The organism is Pseudoroseomonas sp. WGS1072, from assembly GCF_049340465.1.
Classification (GTDB): domain Bacteria; phylum Pseudomonadota; class Alphaproteobacteria; order Acetobacterales; family Acetobacteraceae; genus Pseudoroseomonas.
Genome location: NZ_JBMPSU010000001.1, coordinates 2,428,192 through 2,446,213, shown reverse-complemented (window position 1 = coordinate 2,446,213; position 18,022 = coordinate 2,428,192). Strand labels below are relative to the sequence as shown.

The 18,022-nt window shown below is 63.1% G+C and carries 11 protein-coding genes and 1 pseudogene; 3 read left to right on the top strand and 9 right to left on the bottom strand.

What is annotated here, in order from left to right:
- Nucleotides 1-125: 125 nt before the first annotated feature.
- The 6 genes from drmB to ACF3NH_RS11565 form a co-directional block, all read right to left on the bottom strand.
- Nucleotides 126-2,018, bottom strand: a complete 1,893-nt coding sequence (gene drmB / locus ACF3NH_RS11590; RefSeq protein ID WP_422922946.1) for a DrmB family protein — start codon at nucleotides 2,016-2,018, stop codon at nucleotides 126-128.
- Entirely contained in the window at nucleotides 2,015-5,560 is a 3,546-nt protein-coding gene (gene drmA, locus ACF3NH_RS11585; protein WP_422922944.1) for a DISARM system helicase DrmA, read from the bottom strand. The genes drmB and drmA overlap by 4 nt, the downstream gene beginning before the upstream one ends.
- Nucleotides 5,557-6,072, bottom strand: coding sequence for a hypothetical protein (locus ACF3NH_RS11580; RefSeq protein ID WP_422922942.1), 516 nt, complete (start codon nucleotides 6,070-6,072; stop codon nucleotides 5,557-5,559). Before ACF3NH_RS11580 ends, drmA begins: the two co-directional genes overlap by 4 nt.
- Before the next feature lie 7 nt (nucleotides 6,073-6,079).
- A complete protein-coding gene (locus ACF3NH_RS11575) occupies nucleotides 6,080-7,186 on the bottom strand; it encodes a helix-turn-helix domain-containing protein (protein ID WP_422922940.1) in 1,107 nt (368 codons plus the stop codon).
- Between the two features lie 66 nt (nucleotides 7,187-7,252).
- Nucleotides 7,253-7,684, bottom strand: a complete 432-nt coding sequence (locus tag ACF3NH_RS11570; RefSeq protein ID WP_422922938.1) for a hypothetical protein — start codon at nucleotides 7,682-7,684, stop codon at nucleotides 7,253-7,255.
- A 2-nt stretch (nucleotides 7,685-7,686) separates the two neighbouring features.
- A complete protein-coding gene (locus ACF3NH_RS11565) occupies nucleotides 7,687-7,869 on the bottom strand; it encodes a hypothetical protein (protein ID WP_422922936.1) in 183 nt (60 codons plus the stop codon).
- Nucleotides 7,870-7,995: 126 nt separating this feature from the next.
- Between ACF3NH_RS11565 and istA the strand changes: the two genes are divergently transcribed.
- The 3 genes and pseudogenes from istA to ACF3NH_RS11550 all read left to right on the top strand — a co-directional run.
- Nucleotides 7,996-9,495, top strand: a complete 1,500-nt coding sequence (istA, locus tag ACF3NH_RS11560) for an IS21 family transposase (RefSeq protein ID WP_019463079.1) — start codon at nucleotides 7,996-7,998, stop codon at nucleotides 9,493-9,495.
- Complete coding sequence (gene istB, locus ACF3NH_RS11555) at nucleotides 9,495-10,223, top strand: IS21-like element helper ATPase IstB (protein WP_115359213.1); 729 nt, start codon at nucleotides 9,495-9,497, stop codon at nucleotides 10,221-10,223. The genes istA and istB overlap by 1 nt, the downstream gene beginning before the upstream one ends.
- Before the next feature lie 39 nt (nucleotides 10,224-10,262).
- Nucleotides 10,263-10,736: pseudogene (locus ACF3NH_RS11550) on the top strand (IS5 family transposase); the annotation flags it as partial.
- Here ACF3NH_RS11550 and ACF3NH_RS11545 read toward each other — a convergent pair.
- The 3 genes from ACF3NH_RS11545 to ACF3NH_RS11535 form a co-directional block, all read right to left on the bottom strand.
- Nucleotides 10,623-12,788, bottom strand: a complete 2,166-nt coding sequence (locus tag ACF3NH_RS11545; RefSeq protein WP_422924783.1) for an Eco57I restriction-modification methylase domain-containing protein — start codon at nucleotides 12,786-12,788, stop codon at nucleotides 10,623-10,625. The pseudogene ACF3NH_RS11550 and the gene ACF3NH_RS11545 overlap by 114 nt on opposite strands.
- Before the next feature lie 1,292 nt (nucleotides 12,789-14,080).
- On the bottom strand, nucleotides 14,081-17,314 hold the full coding sequence (gene drmD, locus ACF3NH_RS11540) for a DISARM system SNF2-like helicase DrmD (protein WP_422922932.1): 3,234 nt from the start codon (nucleotides 17,312-17,314) through the stop codon (nucleotides 14,081-14,083).
- 72 nt (nucleotides 17,315-17,386) lie between these two features.
- Entirely contained in the window at nucleotides 17,387-18,004 is a 618-nt protein-coding gene (locus ACF3NH_RS11535) for a type IV toxin-antitoxin system AbiEi family antitoxin domain-containing protein (RefSeq protein ID WP_422922930.1), read from the bottom strand.
- Nucleotides 18,005-18,022 lie beyond the last annotated feature (18 nt).

The window sequence follows — 18,022 nt, the reverse complement described above, 5'->3', positions numbered from 1 at the left end:
CGCGGACTCCGATTCGAGCCAAAGCGCAAAGAAATTGTCTTCAGAGGGAGCATGGCTGATGAAGATCGCCGATTGACCAGCGGGACCATCCACATTCGCTGACTGCGGTAAATGTGCTCGTTCTGTCATGGTGATCTCGACGGAAGACTTTGTCGATCGAAGAAATTCGATTGATGACCTGCCATGGTCTGAACGAGCAGGCTTCTGTCGAGAAACAGATTCCGCATCTCACAGCTCGTTTCTGCGATGAGCAGGCACCCGTGACAGGCTGCACCATGGGTCGCTCGATCCCCGCTTCGACCGTCCGGCTCATGATCCGCACACACTGGATCATTCGAGCAGATCAACTGCCGGTCGAGCGCATTTCGCAAAATCCTCGAGAAGCGCGATGCCGCAGCAACAAGTCCGCCCAAAGTCCCTTGGGCGCCTGGGGTCGCCGTGTAGATCAGGATTCCGCATCTCGCAGGAACACCACCGTTGCGGGCGTCGCTGAGCGCGTAGATGCGTTCCTTCAAGGAACTCGCAGGATATCCGCTGTCGAGGGCGATCTCGGCCATCAAGGCGTGCGAGAGCGAGTGCAGTAGCGTATAGGCCGTTCCCGGATAGTTCGGAGCCCCTCCTGAAAACCTGGCTCGCCAGTGGTCGTAACCGCGAAGCAGGCTTGCTTGCCGGTTGGCGACACCGGGGTCCTGAAGCCAGCCGTTCACCACCCGCTCGTCAATGTGGATGAAGAGTCCTTCGCCGAACTGTTCGATGGCCGGCAACCAATCGGCTCCGCGCGAGATCGGCGCACCTCGAACGGCCAGTTGGATGTCCTCGATGTCACCGTCGGAACTCGTGGGCGCGGCTTCAAATCGCGTGAAGCCGTACAGGCTCGACACCTCCCGCAGTCGATGGACAGCGACGAGATTCTTGATGGCCGAGCTGTCAATATCGACGCTTTGGTCGTCCCATACTGTCCGAGGAAGCGTTTCCGCATAGAGCTTGGCTGACGGATGATTGTGCCCGATCTGTTGGCGGCCACTCGCAAACACGTCGAACTCGGACATCTTGGGAGACCGGGACGCATCGGCCTTTGCCCCTTCTCTGAGGCGTTTCAGGCGCTCGAATATCTCGGCATCCGGATAAGCGCCCAGTGAAACGGAGACCTTCGGGTTGAAGCGCTTGGCCTGAGCAACGTCCGCTACCGTCTCCACGTTCGCCAGATCGCCCGACAGTTCGTCGACCAGGCGAGTCAGGTCGTCCTCTTCGCTGGGTAGCGAGATGACCGTGTAGACCTGCGGGAAATATGTATTCGTGGCGGTTCGCGTGAGGAGCTTCAGGTTGTCTCCGCATCCGTCAGGATCACGATCGAGCAACCATGGCCGTTCCCCACGGCATTTGCCCAGACGGCCGGGTTGGAAGGCATCCTGGAGCGAGAGGCTTCGACCACAACCGCACACGATACTGGTATCGGCGGGGTCGGCGCTGGTGCCTTTCTCCTCGACCCAAAGCGGTTCATGGCATTGAACCGCCCCATGGACGACCCATCGCCAATCGATATCCTGCAAATGTCCTTTTTCGCAAGCGCAGACGAAACGGATTGGCGTCACTTCTGATTTTCGACCGTCATCGAAAACGAACCTGCGCCGCCCCCTGGTGTCGAGGTCCTGCCAACGCACGAGGCGCCGTCTCCGCAGCGTTCCGGTCGCTGCGGTCGTGGCCTCGACCTGCTCGCAGACAAACCATGCCGGGAAAATCGGAGCTGTGACGCCAGCCGGAATGCCATTGACGCTGTCGGTCGAGACCGGCGGCGTGCGAAGCGACAAGCTGATATTCGGGTCCAGACGCCCCTGATCCTTCAAGAGCTGTTCGAGGCGCGCCGTTAGGCGTGGCTCGGGGATCGTCGTGAAGGAGTTGGCCCGCATCTCCCAGAATTCGAGCCCTGCCACCACCACAGACCTTGTCGGCAGGTCGATCATGGCGCCGGGACCGAAGGTAGAGATCAGTTGGCTCAGCCGTTGCGCGTTCTTGGTCATGTGAGATCGTCCGCATTTGCGATCTGGTTGCCCCAAGGATCCCGGACCTTGAGCGCGACACTGGGTTCCACGTCCCGCATCGACCGACCAGCAACAAAGCGCCGATGATCTTCCGTCAGGTTAGGCAGGTCAGGTTCGAGCGGCATGTGAAGCAGGCGATGGGGGCTCTTCTTTCGAGCGTAAGCGAAGGTGTTTCCTCCCGCGGCCTGATCGTCGGCGGTCGCAATCCACGCATCGGCGATGGCGTCTATTGCAGTCACCAGAGCGGCATGGCCGCCAGCGATCATGTGCGCCGGGGCGCGGGCGACAATCGCATCACGAACGGCATCGCGCACTGCGGGATTATCTTTGAAGGCGGTGACAGCCGCCTCCGGCGTCAGCGCTGGGTCGACATGGCGAGCGGCCGCGACGACGACGGCCGCAAGAGCCCGGTCCAACGCCCGGGCCGCCCAGGGTGTCACGCTCGTCGCCTCGACAGATCGGTAGAAGGTCCGGTGAAACTGACCGAATTGCTCGAAGTGCATGCGGTCGCGGGGCTTATGCAGATTCAAGACCGGGACGACCAGTCCCGGACGCGAAGGATCGCGCCCCACGCGGCTCGTAGCCTGAATGTATTCAGCAGCCGTCTTCGGTTGCCCCTGGACGATCATGAGGCCAAGGCGCGTGATGTCGAGGCCGACGGAGATCATATTCGTGGCCAGAGCAACATCCACAGGTTCTGCGCCGTTCGCGAAGCGCGTTTCGAGCCGCTGCTTGGCCTTAGCGACCTCGTCTGTCGACACGCGCGAGGTCAGCTCCAGAGGCTCCTTGATGGCCCGATCCGCAAACGGCTTTCCGGGCGGATCGACACGGTGCCTTTGCGTGCCGTAGCGGGCCGTTCTGTCACGAACCTCGTCTTCGACGATCCTCCGCGCTCCGCCCAGCTCTCGCAGCGCGTTGAAGTAGCAGACCGCCGTCATGTACGGATCAGCGGGATTGGCGCTCCCGCCGACGACAGGACCGTTGGCGTCGAACGCAGACTGCGCCGCTGCGAGCAGGGTCGTGAGGGACCGCAGGAAGACGAGCTTCGGTCCCCGACCCTGAGCCGCGATGCCCATGTACATCCGGGCCGGGTCCTTGGTTGCCGGCACAGTCCGGGCAAAAAAGCTGTCGGTGCGATCTACGCCAGGCGGTGGGAAGATGCTCGTGGTCTGGCGGTCGAACAGGGCCTCGATCTGGTCCGTGGCCCGGCGAACCGTCGCGGTTGAAGCGACGATCTTCGGCCGTATCACCCGCTCGCCGATTCGACGGGAGGCCAACTGGTCGATCGCCGCTTCGTAAAGTCCCGCAACCGTGCCGAGAGGACCGGAAATCAGGTGAAGCTCGTCCTGGATGATCAGGTCTGGCGGGTCGAGCGACCAGCCATTGCCCAAGGGCCGCCCATCGCCAGGTTCAGCCGCGCCGTAAAATCCGACACCGTCCTCGAAGCGGTCGACATGACCGAAGAAGGCACCGGTCTCGCCAACCCAAGGCAAGGCCGCGAACTTGTCCACCGTGGCAATCAGGAACGCGGGAAGACGCCGATAGATCGGCTCATCGACGGTGAGGACCGGCAGCGGTCGGTTGCGGCTGAATTCGCAATTCGCATTGGCACAACGGATTTCGAGGTTGGTCGGCGCGTGCTCGTTGGGCATGCAGGCGAAGGACGACGGCGTAAACTCCGTGCCACACCACGGGCACGCCTTCAGTGGCGCTGGCGCCCGCTTATCGCGACCGTTCCGAAAACGCCGCACGCGACCGACGGCTGTAGTTTCGTCCGACTTGCCTTTTCCCCCGAGTTTGTTGGGCGACGCATCCGAACCGACCCACAAGCCAATCTCGATCGGCCAATCGCCAAGCAAGCGGCGCCGTTGCGCGTCGATGTTGGCAGGATCGGTCCGCATCAATTCCAGGGCGCACACCACGCCGGCGGCACGGGTCAACTGATCGAGCGTGAGCAGCCGAAGCGTGTAGCGCATGATGACGGACACGCCGGCTCCAAGCACACCCGAGTTCGTCAGTCGCCGGTAAGCGATGACGAAGGCAGCAAGGCCGAGGTAGGCTTCCGTCTTGCCGCCGCCCGTGGGGAAAAAGAGGAGATCGGCAATTTCCCGCTCGGGGTGAGCCCGATCAGCCAGCCCCGAGATGTTGAGCAGGATGAAGGCGAGCTGGAAGGGCCGCCACTGTGGCGCGGGCATAGACAAGGGGTTGCCGGAAGCGCCCGCCGTTCGCCGACGCGCAGCCATGGCGACGGCCAGATTCATGAAGCGGAACGCCGTCCGCGCCTTCGCATTCTGCGTCAGAAGCTGGATGCCATCGGCGATGCGGTTCTTCGCCGTTTCCATCTCGGAGATCAGACGCTCGCCCGTTTCCCGCCGGCGCTGAGGTAACGACGCCAGTTTGCGGCGTTCCGCATCGATCCAGAGCCCATAGAGCTTCGGAAGCTCGTCGAGCGCCTGTACCAAAGCAGCGTCGCCCGAATCGGCGGCTTGCGCCAAGGCTTCCATGCCGAACGTCACGCGCGCTTTCAGCTCAGTATCCTCGTTGGGTGCGACACGCTCGACTTCGGCTGTCGGAAGCGGGTTGGTCCAAACCCGAGTGACTGGACTATTCCCGTCTTCGCTGGTCTCCCAGCCCGCGGCCGCGTTGCGCCCCACCGCCCACTCGAAAACGTCGCGATAATGAAGGTCCGCAATCCGCAGATCCCAATCTTGCGCGCGATATCCCGATAGATCGCGACGGGGCCGGAAGCCTGGCTCGCAATGGAGTTCGAGCCGCGCTTGAAAGGCGTAGCTAACGTCGGAGTAGAACCGATGAACCGTCGCGCGACGGTTCACCAGGAATACGGTCAGCGCCCGAACCTGCTCGGTATGGCCTTCCGGCGTTTCATAGCTGAACAATCGCGAATGCGTTTCCAACGTCAGCCCGCCGCCCCGACGTTGCTCAGCGGCGCTTTCAGGGACAAGCACGGGCTCACCCCGGCCATCTCGGATTTGCACCGGGACTGTCCGTTCCTTCGCCGTACGAACCCAATCCACCATCGGCCGCGTCGCACGCTTCGGCTTTCCGTCCTCTCCGATCTCCTCGGGAAGCGGCTCCGGTAGCAGGACAGTCTCGGGTAGCGGAGGTTCTGTCCGGTAGTCTCCCCAGGAGACGCGAGCTTGGATTTCCGTGACGTCCGGCGACAACAGCACTGTCAGTCCCACGGACGACGGCAGAAAACGGCGCCTGGTGTTCGGCGTCTCCGGCTCCTCGTTGTCGCCAGCCGCACCACCGGCGCCTTCGGCATCGGACTCCTCGACGTCGATCTCCATCTCCTCCTGGGCCGAAGGATCGTCGTCTTCATCCTTCCCTTCGAGGCCGAACGGATCTTCGGCCGGCGCGAGGAAACCAGTCAGATACCATCGCGAGGGACTCTCGTTCAGCCGCTCGGTCGCAAGATCGGCATCTTGCGGGTCAGGACCGATAAGATCGCGGCGAAACAAATCGACGAGATGGGCGCGAATATCGACCGAACTTGTCATGGCCGGCCCGCTCCTTCCGAAAGGGCGAGCTCGCCGAGAGTCCGCTCCAGCCACTTGCTTGTATAGGCCAGCTTCAGGGGCTCTTTCGGCCGGTAGCCCGCTTCGGCAAGAAGCCGCTCCAGCGCGACGAGCCGATCACGATAGCCGAGCCGGACGCCGAAGCGCAGGCTGGCCTTGTCCGGCCCGCACAGAACCCAACCGTCGGTTCGCGTCAGGGTATGCGCCCAGAGCGAGCGCTCGCCGATGTCCAGCGCGATGTCGGATGCTCTCACGACCGCCGCTGCTATCTCGCGATCTCCCGGCGCGTGAATCCCCGCCAGAGATGCACGTAGGGCCGCCGCATCAATCTGCTGCTCCGCCCGCCGCCGTTGGAAACCCGTCTGTGTCTCAATCACGCAGTCCTCCACCGTCTCGACTGGATAACCACCCGCGAGCGCCGCCCACGCCCCAATCCGATGGGATTCGAGAATGACATTCGTGTCGACGAGGACGGGGCCGTGATGTCGCGCCATGGTCGCCTCATAGCTCGGCCGGGGGCTCGACCCCGTGCGCAACGAAGAGGTCCGTTAGATCCTCAACGGCGAGGTCGAGCAAACCTGCGGCGCGACGAGTGGATATCCGACCTTCGTCGACCGCGAGGCCGATCACCTCCATGAACGGCTTCGAGAAAAGAAGCGGCGGAATGGACTTGGGCGCTTCGTGTCCGTTGTTCCGCAGCGCCGCGTCGGAGATCGCGCGCGCGCGCGCCGGCTTCAGCCATTCGAGCGCAACCAGCCGCCATTTCACCGCGGAAGCTGTGACCATTAATTCATCGGCGGCGGTGTTGAGTCTGATGACAAGCTCATCGTCTCCGAACTCCGCCCATTCGCCATAGCGCGCGAGCGCCGCCTTCGGCATCAGTACTGCCGAGGCGAAATTGTTGGCGAGCTGCTCGACGCGGTTGCCGCCGACTTCCTTGGCCTCCTCCGAGTGCTCCGGGGGCATCGCATCCCATGTGAGGATATGGAACAGTTCGTGTGCCTGATCGAAGTGGCGACGGCCTGCGACTTCGTGGCGATTGATCAGCACGACGTCCAGCTCCGGCAGACGGCAGGCAGCACCCGAGATCCCCTCGAATGCATCGACCATCAGCACGAGAATGCCGAGCTCGCGCTCCATCACATCTGTCAGGCGTCGGGCCGGCACGTCACCGAGATCAAATTCGGCAGCGAAGCGCTCGCCTGCCTCCATCGCATCCTCGAAGCGCGAATGGCGCGTCAGACCGAGAGCTCGGCGCAACAACGGGCTTGCGCGTCCAACCTGAGGTGCGATCGAGCGGAAGGCTGCGATCCACCGCCCGGCACTGCGCTCATAGGCGCCTAGAACGCCTGAGCCGACGTTGGTCTGACGCCAGGAGAAGCGGCCTTCTCCGACCAGCAGGAAGGGGTCGGTGAAGTAGTCGAGCGGAGCGCCGAGCTTCTCGACAGCGAGCAGCAGCTCGTCCGCCGTGACGCGACGCTCTCCGGTCTCGATGGCGGAGACCGTCTGCCTGTCCTTGAAGCCAAAAACGCGCGCCAGATCGTCCTGGGAGAGCTTGCGTTCCTCCCTCAGGGCCTTGATCCGCGCGCCGATGAGTTGCGTCGCCATGGGAACCTCCACAGGACACATGTAATCTTGCGAAATGGTATTTGCAAGAATTCTTTGCGTTTTCGCTCAAGCGGTCCGCGCGGCCTCCTCGATCCGCGCTGTGCCAGCCTCCTCCTCGAAGTAGCGGTCCCCACCGCTGAGGGACGCGCAGAAGAGGTCGGCAAGGACGCTACCGATCCGTCGCATGTCGTCGTGAAAGAGGTCGAGCTTCAGGATCCTCGGCGCCCCGCGTTCGGCGTTGAACTCCACCCGGAAGCCTGCGAGCAGTGTCCGCCCCGTTCGGGCAGACTGCTTGTGGATCGGCTTGATCGTGCGGCCGTCTCCGTGCGCGAGGGCGTCACGGAGCCACTTGAAGAAGTCCTCGGCCGTCATGGTCTCGAAATCGGCGTTGATCTTGCGGTCCTCGATCTCGCGCCCGTCCGCGCGGTCGACCAGCACGAGTTGGGGGACGGCCAGGGACAGCCGCCACGGATCTTCCGTGATCCGTTTCTCCCGCATGGCTACCCGCACATCATGGGCGCGGTGATCGGCATGGTCCTGCCATTGCCCGCGCTGCCCGCGGTTCCCCGCAACCCATGCCCGGTTCTGGTCCAGAGCAGGACGCTGCTGAACAGGGCGAAGGTCTGCGTCACGTTGAAGGTCGTTTGCGGCGGCTCGTCGAGCATCGCCTTCAAACGGTTCACGATGGCCCATTCTGTGGATCGGCATGGAATAGGAACCCTGTTGGAGGGGTGATCGGCGTCCAAACGGGACCCCACTGACGGCGGGGTTCACAGTGGTTTCCGGGATGATCGGGAGCCAGTGCTGGGATGCTGGTCGTGGAGACAGTGGCAAAGATCCGGCGCCTGCACCGGGTGCAGGGCAAGTCGATCAAGGCGATCTGTCGTGAGCTCGGGATTTCGCGAAAGGTGGTCCGGAAGGTTCTGCGGTCCGGGGAGACGGAATTCCGCTACAGCCGGGCGCGGCAGCCGCAGCCCAAGCTGGGGCCGTGGCAGGCCGAGCTGGAGCGCCTGCTGGAGGCGAACGAGGCGCGGCCGCGGCGCGAGCGGCTGACGCTGGTGCGGGTCTACGAGACGCTGCGTGAGCTGGGGTACGAGGGCGGCTACGACGCGGTCCGGCGACATGCGCGGGGGTGGCAGGCGTCACGGGCGACGGCGGTGGCAGCAGCCTTCGTGCCGCTGAGCTTCGCGCCGGGCGAGGCATACCAGTTCGATTGGAGCCACGAGGTCGTGCTGATCGGCGGCACGACAGTGACCGTCAAAGTCGCGCATGTGAGGCTGTGCCACAGCCGGATGCTGTTCGTCCGCGCTTATCCGCGCGAGACGCAAGAGATGGTGTTTGACGCTCATGACCGGGCGTTCGCCTTCTTTCGCGGTACCTGCACGCGGGGCATCTACGACAACATGCGCACGGCGGTGGACGCGATCCTGGTGGGACGGGATCGCGCCTACAACCGGCGTTTCCTGCGCATGTGCAGCCACTACCTGGTCGAGCCGGTGGCCTGCACTCCGGCCTCGGGCTGGGAGAAAGGTCAGGTCGAGAACCAGGTCGGGCTGGTGCGGGAGCGGTTCTTTACGCCGCGGCTGCGGGTGAGGAGTTACGAGGAGCTGAACGCCCTCCTGCTGGAGCGGTGCGTGTCCCATGCCCGGGCCAATCGGCATCCGGAGCAGAGGGAGCGGACCGTCTGGGAGGCGTTCGAGGCAGAGCGGCCAAGCCTGGTGCCTTACGCTGGGCGGTTCGACGGGTTCCATGCCGTGCCTGCCGCGGTATCCAAGACCTGCCTGGTGCGGTTCGACAACAACAAGTACTCGGTGATGGCGAGCGCGGTGGGGCGGCCGGTCGAGATCCGGGCCTATGCCGAGCGGATCGAGTTGCGCCAGGACGGCCGGGTGGTGGGCGAGCACCGGCGCGTGTTCGGCCGGGACCAGACGGTGTTCGACCCCTGGCACTACGTGCCCGTGCTGGCGCGCAAACCTGGAGCGCTGCGCAACGGGGCACCGTTCAAGGACTGGCTGCTCCCCAGTGCACTGGAACGGGTCCGCCGCAAGCTGGCCACAGCCACCGATGGCGACCGGCAGATGGTGGAGATCCTGACCAGGGTGTTGGACGACGGTCTGGCTGCGGTTGAGGCCGCTTGCAGCGAGGCGCTGCGTGAGGGCGTCCACTCGGCCGATGTCATCCTCAACATCCTCGCCCGCCAGCGCGAGCCACCGCCACCGGTGACCATCCTGACCCCGGAGGCGCTCCGGCTGCGGCATGCGCCCCTGGCCGACTGCAGCCGCTACGACAGCCTGAGGAGAGGACCCTGATGGAACGCACCGCTATCCTCGCCACCATGGGCGAGCTGAAGCTCTACGGCATGCGCGCGGCGTTTGACGCCATCATCACGACCGCCGTCAAACGCCAGCATGAGCCACAGCAGGTTATCGGCGACTTTGTCTCGGCCGAGATCGCCGAGAAGCAGGCGCGCTCGATCAAGTATCAGATCGCCACCGCCAAGCTGCCGCTGGCCAAGGACGTGGACGAGTTCGGGTTCGACGGTACCCCGGTTAACGAGGCTCTGGTCCGTGATCTCGCGGGTGGCGGGTTCCTGGCCCAGCAGCGCAACGTGGTGCTCGTCGGTGGCACCGGCACGGGCAAAACCCATTTGGCTATCGCCATTGCCCGGGCCTGCATCCGCGATGGAGCGCGCGGACGGTTCTACAACGTGGTTGACCTGGTGAACCGCCTCGAGGCCGAGACCCGGGCCGGACGACAAGGGCGCATCGCCGATCATCTCTGCCGCCTGGATTTCGTTGTCCTCGACGAGCTCGGCTATCTGCCATTCGCCCAGTCCGGCGGCCAGTTGCTGTTCCACCTTGTCAGCCGTCTCTACGAGCAGACCTCGGTCATCGTCACCACCAACCTCGCTTTTGGTGAATGGCCCAGCGTCTTTGGGGACGCCAAGATGACCACTGCCTTACTCGACCGCCTCACTCACCACTGCGACATCGTCGAGACCGGCAACGATAGTTGGCGATTCAAGAACCGCGCCTGAACGCCCCCTCAACACACCTCACAAGAGGGTCCCTTTTGCGTGCCGATCTGGGGTCCCAATTCAGTGCCGATTGACAGACAGCGGCCATTACAGCATCGACAGCACCACCGTTCGCGCCCATGTCTCGGCAGCGGGCGGAAAAGGGGGACTCATCGACGCGCTCTTGGCCGCTCGCGGGGCGGGTTCACTAGTAAGCTTCACTGCCTGGCTGATGCCCTCGGACGACCGCTCGCCTTCCATCTGACGGTTGGCGAAGCGGCAGATTGCAAGGCATATGACGCTCTGATCGGCTTGCCCGAACACGCGCCCGATGCCCTGCTCGCCGACAAGGGGTACGATGCAGACGCCATCCGTGCTGATCTGGCGGAACGGAAGATCAAGGCTGTCATACCCGGTCGGTCAAATCGCCGTGTGAGGATCGAGCATGACCGGGTCCTCTACAAACAACGTAACCGCATCGAGCGCATGTTCGGCCACCTGAAGATCAACCGTGCCATCGCCACCCGCTACGATCAACTGGCCAACAGCTTCCTCGGCATGGTCCATCTCGCCACCGCCAGATACTGGCTCAAATTTGTCCACGCCGCCTAGTTTCAGTGGCGCGACAGCGTTGAATAGAGCTGGCGTGTACGTCCCATATTGCCACCAGTAATCTCGGCGTCGCTCGGCTACCGAATATCCACCAAGCTTGTCTCTTTTAGGCTTCACGTTACGCTCAACGAGCTCTAGGAGATCAGGCCAGCGTCTTGCGTCACTTAGAGAAAGATCTGCAAAGTTTATCGCATACCGATTATGTAAGTGGCGCGGATCGTTTGAAAGCTCACGGCCACCCAAAAAGGGCATAATTCTTTCTGCGTTACGAGCATCTTTGGCTATAAGTGCTTCCATATCTGCGATACTGCCCGCGGAATCAGCATCGCCCGCCTTTGTAAAGACAAATCCGGTGCCATAAGTGTCGCTTCCGCGAAAGCAAACCCCTTGGTTTGCTCGTAGTGGCTTCGGCTCCATCTCGATGGGTGTTGGAAGCAACATGGAGTTGATTGCTTCAACTGGCTGATCGTCAATCAGAGGCGGTGGACCGATCTTCGACTTGACGACATGAACGACGCTGACCACCACTGCAGCGTCCCCCGGCCACCGAAGCTTTCTGACGACCCGAAAAATGGTGCAGTTGTCTGCGCAGATTTGCTTTAGGCCTGCATTTCGCGTGTCACCCTGTGCAACAGTATTGGTCGCAATCAAGCCGAAAGCGCCGCCCCCACGCAGTAAGCCTATGGATCGCCGAAGAAAGTGTGCAACTAGGTTTACACCTTTTCCCCCGGTGTTTGCATGAAGCGACTTCAACCAATCGACATATGCACCACCGAAATTCGGCCAGATCTTAGCGCCCCCAAGAAACGGTGGATTCCCAACAATTGCATCGAATCCGCCATTGCTGCGCTTGAACACCTCCGGGAATTCAACCCTCCAGTGAAATGGTATTACTCCAAAGTCCCCTTGCCTCAGTTTTCGAGAGGCATGCTCAAGTAGATCCCAACGGGGTTGGTGTCCGGAGAACCAACTCTCTGCATCCGCGCGTGTTTTTTCCCGCTCTTTCGCCTTATCGGCGGAGAAAAAGGCCGCAATCACCGCGTCCCCCAACAGCCGGACAGGCGACAGACGCGTCTCCACACGCGTGTGCCGCTGTTCCTGGATCGCGCGCATCGTGTCATCCGGCGCCAATCGGATTTCCGCGCGGGCCCGGTCCGCCTCGGCCACGTGCTCCGCTACGAGCGGCCGCAGAAGTGGCAGACCGGGCTTCGACGAATCCCAGTTCGCGGCCGCGATCTGCGCGGGGGTCAGGCCGACGAGGCTGTCGCCGCATTTCAGAGCATGATCGAGGAAGGTGAACTCGTGATCCTTCGCGAGGGTGGCGAGCCACAGCGACAGCTTCGCCAGATCGACTGCGCGCGGGTTCTTGTCCACCCCGTAGAGGCAGCGCTGCGCCACGAGGCGGCGGGCGTGCAGCTCCTCGTCCTCATCGGGCGGAATGACAGGCCGGGTCTCCGGCCAGCGTTCCCAGGCCTTGACCAGCCGCGTCGCGATGGCGCGGCAGGCCTCGACCAGGAAGGCGCCAGATCCCATGGCCGGATCGCAGACCTTCAGATCGAGGATCTGCTCCGGCGTCGCGTCCGGCCCAAGCCGTTCGAAAGCGGGCTCCAGCGCATGTGCGACGATCGGCTGGGTGAGGCTGCGGGGCGTGTAGTGGCTGCCGGTGCGGCGGCGCTCGTCCGTCGGCTGCAGGATCGGCGTTCCGGGGGATGCGGCGACGTGGCGGGGCGATCCGCGCTCGTCCACGATGCCATCGAGGGCGGCGGCAAGATCGTCCACCGTCGCTACCGCCTCGACCGGCTTTGCCTGAGCGGCCGTAAGCGAACGGCCGACATTCTCCTTCAGATCCTTGATCCTGTCCTTGCCTTTGCGTTTCAGCAGCTCGTCGAGCGCAACGAACACCGGCGTCCGGTTGTTCTTGCCTGCCTTGATCGCGAGCACGCGGCTTTCGGCGACGTCCACGGTGAAGCCCATGACCGTCTCGTAGACCGAGCCGATCTGCTCGACGTCCAGCGTGCGGTAGGACAGGCGCTGGCGTTCCTGACCGCGAAGCTTCAGGGTCATCAGCCCCTCGAGGATGCGAAGGATGCAACCGTCAGAGACATTGAGGATGCGAGGCGGGTCATCCTTGCTCGCGCGGCCTTCCAGAAAGGGAAACTCGTCCGGATCGAAGAGCTTGCCGCCGCGCGCCTGGACGAAGTGGGACGGGTGTCCCTTGTGGATCAGCCGGAAGAGTGCGAGCAACTGGCCCCAGCCGCCGCGACGCTCGTCCATGGTGTCGGGGTTGAGCGCAGCATCCTCGACGAGCTTCGCATAGAGGCCGCGGACCGAATAGCTTGTCTCGTAGATCGTCCGCGCGCGGGCATCGCTGAGCGAGGGCAGCAGATCTCGATCCTCGGCATAGAGGATGAAGACCAGCCGCATGAGAACCGTGAGCAGTCCCTCGTACACGTGGCTGGGGTTCGACCTCGCCAGGCCCCGGATCATCGCGGAATCAGACGCATCGAGGCCACGAAGAAGCTCGTGCAGCGCGCCGAGGACCTGGCCGGCGAGCTCAGTCGAGACCGATGCCTGGGCGTCGCGGCTCTTCTTCAGGAGAGCCGGCAGGCGGTGCGTGTCAGCGGCCGTGAACAGAGACGAGCTATCGAGGAGAAGCTTCAGCCCGCCCAGCATCGGCCGCCCGGCCACCATGCCGAGCGGGCGCAGCGGGAAGGACAGATAGCCCGATGTCTCGCCGCGCGGGGCATAGACGAGGCGCAATTCCCGGTCAGTGATCAGCAGGCCGGCAAAGACGCCGGTGTCTCTCAGAAGGCGCTCGAAGCGCTGATGCGGCGAAGCTTCCCAACCATCGAGCTGGGCGCGGCCATCCGGCTCGATGCCACCCGCCTCGATGCGGACGAGAAGCTGCCACGGCTGGCCGTTCTGGCCGAGTTCGGCGACCGCCCAGGTCGGCGCCAGCGTCGTACCGTGCTCGGGGAGGCTCACAAGCAGCGTGTCCAGCAGTTCCGGGCCGCCTGGCGCTCCTGCAACATGGGCGGCGTTCCAACCGAGCACCTTCTCCATGAAGGCCCAAGGATCGGGCAGCGCCGGCCCGGACACATCCGGATTGAGATGTTCGGCGGCTTCGGCCGTATCGACGGGGCTCTGATGCAGCGGTGTCAGGCCCAGTTCCTTGAGAACGCTTGGCGCGACGACCAGCCCGACCGGCTGGACGTGATCGAGCCACTCGATGTCCGGATCGCGGTAGAGAACGTCAGCCATCGCGCTCACCCCGACACCGGCCAAAGATAGACGATGCCGACCGGCTCCAGTCGATGAGCCTTCACCTCGTAGGAGTCGCGTAGGCGCTTCGGCTCGTCGCGAAACTCCTGCTCGAGGCGCGCGAGGCGTGTTTGCCAGTGCCGCCGATCGGCTTCGCGCTCACGCCGTTCTTCGGGCACGAGGTCGAGAGTGAGCTGGTCGGGATTAAACTCCTTCGAAGCTTTGCCGATCCGATCCCGCTGCTGCTCCAGCAGGCTCGCTAAAGACCGCGCCTCCTCATCTCCCCGCTTGGCGAGCTGAGCCTTGACAACGGTAAGGCGTTCTTTGGCGATGGTTTCAAGGGCCGGGGTCAGATCCGCAATGTCCTGAGCGACGAGGGCGTGTATCCGCGCAATCGCGGACTCAGGCGCTTCCCGCGCACTGCGCAGCGCCTCTTCGAGCTGATTCAAAGTTCTTTCCTCCCCGCTCTCTCCCAGCGCTTTGAGCGGCTTTCGGGCACGTTCGGATTCCGTCCAGATGGCCGTAATTGGAATGATTTCTTCATGCAGCCGGGCCGCACCGGCGCCATAGACGGCTAGGCGCCCCATCAGGACGACGCGCGGCTGAGCGCCGGGACCAGTGATGACCGAGAGCCGGGACAGGTTTGACTGGAACCCCTGACTCAGAAAGCGGGAAATCAGACGCCGAACCAGGCGATGCTCCAGATGCACCTGCACAACATCGGTCGCATCCCGACCGTCGTCGAGAACCGGGGGCTCGAAGGCAATCGCCCGGATCGGAGCGTTGCGCCGCCAATCGCCGAGCCTCTCCCCTCGCTTGCGCGGCCGAACCCGCAGATCGTCGAAGGCGTCGTCCCAGCCGGCATCCGTGGAGAACGCAGGGTCGGACCGATCTAGCCGATAGGTCACAGTCCTGCCGGCATCCCCACCGCGCGAATTGTCGAGGGTGAAGCCGACTCGCGACAGCGCAGCAGCGGCGACCCGCTTGAGATCGCCCGGATCGACGCCGACCCGTTCCCGGGAGCGTTCGAGGACTCGTCTCAAGTCGTCTTGGTCTTTTAGGAGCCGATCATGGCGCGACTTCTCTTCATCATCCATTTCTGCCTGGGCCTTGCCGAGCCGCTCCACATCATTTTCATCGGAGATTGCGCGCGCGAGTGCCTTTCCCTGTCCGCGCCCGATGCCGTCTTCGGCCAGCCGCTTAGCGATACGATCCTCGATGACTTGGCCGACCGAGCCGAGCTCCTCGCGAATGGTCTCGGTCTTCCAAACTAGCGCATCTAGAACGATGTCTGCTTCGCGCTGCTCGTATCGGAAGTAGCGGCAGAAAACCTGCTTCGCGGGTTGGAGCTTGCGATCGATACGGCCGTTTCGCTGTTCCAGACGTGACGGATTCCAAGGCAAATCAAAGTGCAGAAGGTCCGAGCAGTAGGATTGAAGGTTGATACCCTCGCGTGCCGCGTCGGTGCAGATGAGAATCCGCAAGGGCTCTCGATCGGGATCGGCGTTGAAGGCATATTTGATCTGTTCGCGTCGATCCGACCCCGTAGCGCCACTGAAGACGCCGATCCGATCATCAATCAGATCGGTGTCGGCCAGCGCTTCTCGCAACCGCCTTTCCAGCCAGCGCCTCGTATCCTCCCATTCGGTGAAGATGATCAGCCGACGTTGATTCCACTGATTGCCGTCCAGCATTTCCTGGCTGATCCATCCGACCAGCCAGTTCATACGTGCGTCAGGTCGCGCGGCATGCCTCTCGGCCAGCGCGAGCATCTCGTCGACAACCGCCAATTCGGCGCGCAGATCCTCCAGCGTGGCGTCGACGACCCCGGCAGCGGAAGCGGTGGCCGCTTCCGCGTCTTCGTCGGCAGCCATCGCCTTTTCGGCGTCTTCCTCTTCGAGGCCGAGCTCGGCGTTGTCCTCTGGCGTCGGCGCACGAACGTACGCGGCCGCGGCCGCTGTCGAGCGAGCAACCTCTTCGCCGTCCAGCACCTTTTGAAGGGTGACACGATGGGTCTTCAGCGTTCGACCAAAGGCGGCGATCGACGACAGAAGCCTCTGTTGAAGGCCGACAAAGGCCAGCTTGGCGAGTGCCGCCTTCTGACTGCTCAGCTTCGCGATGCGCTTCATGCGCAGTTCGCCATAGGCGGCGAGCAGTCGTGCGAGCACCAGTTCGGGAGCATCCTCCGGTAGGTCGCCGATCGAAATCGGCTCGATGACCCGTTCTGGGAACGCCTCACCGAGACGGCGGAGATCGGCCTTCAGCCGACGCACCATTACCGGCTCAAGATCGCGCGGCCGGACCTCGACGCCGCGCGTGAAGCGCTGTGGGTCGAGCATCTCGAGGAGGGCAGAGAAGCTGTTAGAGTGCCCGTTATGGGGTGTGGCGGTCAGGAACAGCCTATGCTCGAAGCGCTCCGCGAGTTCTCTGACCGCTTTCGTGAGCTGACTGGAGACGGCATATCGCGTGCCTGCCGATGGGGCGGCGTGGTGGGCTTCGTCCAGAATGAAGATAGCCCTCGCACGAAATTCGCCGAGGACATCGCGCAGGCCAGCGGCGTATGTCTCATCGGTTAAAAGACGATGCGACACGATAAAGCGGGAGCCTGTGGTCCACGGATTTACGGAGAACCCCCGTAAGCGCCGCAGATCGCTGATGCGCTCCCTGTCTATGATCTCGAACGAAAGGCCGAACTTTGCCTCCAACTCATCCTTCCACTGCACCGTCATAGCTGGTGGTGCCGCGATCACGATGAAGTCCACTCGGCGTCTGAGCAGTAGTTCCCGCGCGACAAGCCCGGCTTCGATCGTCTTGCCGAGACCGACATCGTCGGCGATCAACAGATTGACGCGCGGCAGGCGCAACGCTTTGCGCAATGGGAGAAGCTGATAGGCGTCGAGCCTAATGCCTGCTCGGAACGGCGCTTGCAGCAGATCCCGGTCAGCAGCCGTTGCCGATCGCCACCGGATAGCCCGGATATGCGCTGCCAGAACCTCAGCACTATCGGGACGGCCGACACCTACGTTTGACCATCGATCGTCATCGAGAACCCTTCCGGCAATCTCGGCATCCCAAAGAATGTCTAACCGCTCCCCCTGAGCGTCATCCGAAATGCACGAGAGACTTAAAGCGGGAAGATCGCTACCATCGCCGACCAATGCCTCCACAAGCCAAGGCTTGCCTCGCACTTCGATGAAGTCGCCCTCTTGAATGTCTTTGCGTGACGGATTCGTGCTCATTTGTTCTTTTCCTTAACCCGTCTTGTTATGGTTACACCGTTCGAGCGGCATGCGCCGATATTCATGAACTCCCTAGCCATTCGCGGTCAGCGCCTCGAGATAGGGTCGAATGACCGTCGTGATCGCTCCTCGCTCGGCTTGCCTGACGATTTCGCCAGGAGTTGTCTTGCGTTGACGCAGCGCCTCCTGGAGGCCCTCAATAGCCACCGACAGACCGATCTTGTTGCGATACCGGAAGCAGTCGGCGACCGTCTTGGCGACCCCAAAAACCTTTACGGGCACCCTTTCGACGGTGTGGGATTCGACGCCTTCCGTAAGGAGGCGATCCGTGAAGCGCACGAGCCGAACTGGCGCCCCATCGCCCTTGGGAGCCCAATCCTTTTGGCCGATGGCGATCCACACCTGCCTTGGGAGCTGATCGGTAAGTTGATGGAACGCGAGGGCTGAGACGAGGCAGACCACACCCTTAGGCACCCGTTTCGCTGCCTCGGCCAGACTGTGATGCGCGTCGAGCGGCGCATCAGGGAGCTGATAAAGCCCTCGCGCAAGTCGGAGCACCTCGCCATCCCGCTCCATGCGGCTCATAGTTGCCGCGGTCACTCCCGCCGCCCGCAGCTCGGCGAGACGCGCAATACCGCGCGCTGTGAGCACGGAGTGGGCAATGTGGCGCTGGGACGCGTTTTCGGGCACGATACGTAGGCTCGGAGT